This window comes from Bradyrhizobium sp. SHOUNA76 (assembly GCF_023006445.1).
Taxonomy (GTDB): domain Bacteria; phylum Pseudomonadota; class Alphaproteobacteria; order Rhizobiales; family Xanthobacteraceae; genus Bradyrhizobium.
In genome coordinates this window covers 1-644 of sequence record NZ_JALBHA010001073.1, presented here as the reverse complement: position 1 = coordinate 644, position 644 = coordinate 1, and the positions used below count along the sequence as shown (strand labels likewise).

Below are 644 nucleotides of genomic sequence, written 5' to 3'. Positions count from 1 at the left end.
CGCAAGCTCGGCGACGCGGGCGAGCTCCGGCGGCTCGGGGTTGGTGGCAAAGCGCGCCTGCGCATAATAGGCGCGCGCCTCGGCTGCGGTCAGGGTCTCGTAGGCGGGGCGGCCGGCGTCCTGGAAGGCCCTGTAGACGGCGGCGGCATCGGGATCGAGCACAACGGGCATGGCGGGCGGTCTCGGGGGGGCCGGTCAGGGTTGGATGTCGTTTTCGGAAGGCGCTGCCCGCCTCGCACCCCCTGGGGAGGGGTGATCGACTATCCCATTCGCGAGCCGGTCTGACCAGACGGGCCGGGAAGGGCGGGGATGCCGCCCTTCCCCCGCCGTATTCGCCGTGTTAACCGGAGGACCTGCGAGCGGCGGTAACCCCTGTAGAATGTCCAACAAGCCCGATTCGCTGTTGAAGCCGCGCGAGATGTTTCGAACCATTACCCTGACAGGTCTTGCGGCGCTTTTGGCCGCCACCGCACTGACGGTTGCGACACCGGCTCAGGCGCAGATCGGCACGATCTTTTCCGATCCGCCGCCGCTGCGGCCGCCCGGCAACATTCCGCGTGGCCAGCCGCAACCGCAGCAGATCCCCGACGACGACGAAGAGGTGCCGGAACTGCCGCCGCAGGGCCGTGTGCTGCCGTCGCGCC

The 644-nt window shown here is 69.6% G+C and carries 2 pseudogenes; one reads left to right on the top strand and one right to left on the bottom strand.

From position 1 onward, the window contains the following. Positions 1-171 (bottom strand): annotated as a pseudogene (locus MOV74_RS39800) (alpha/beta hydrolase); the annotation flags it as partial. 208 nt (positions 172-379) lie between these two features. Here MOV74_RS39800 and MOV74_RS39795 point away from each other — a divergent pair. Beyond that, a pseudogene (locus MOV74_RS39795) lies at positions 380-644 on the top strand (DUF2155 domain-containing protein); the annotation flags it as partial.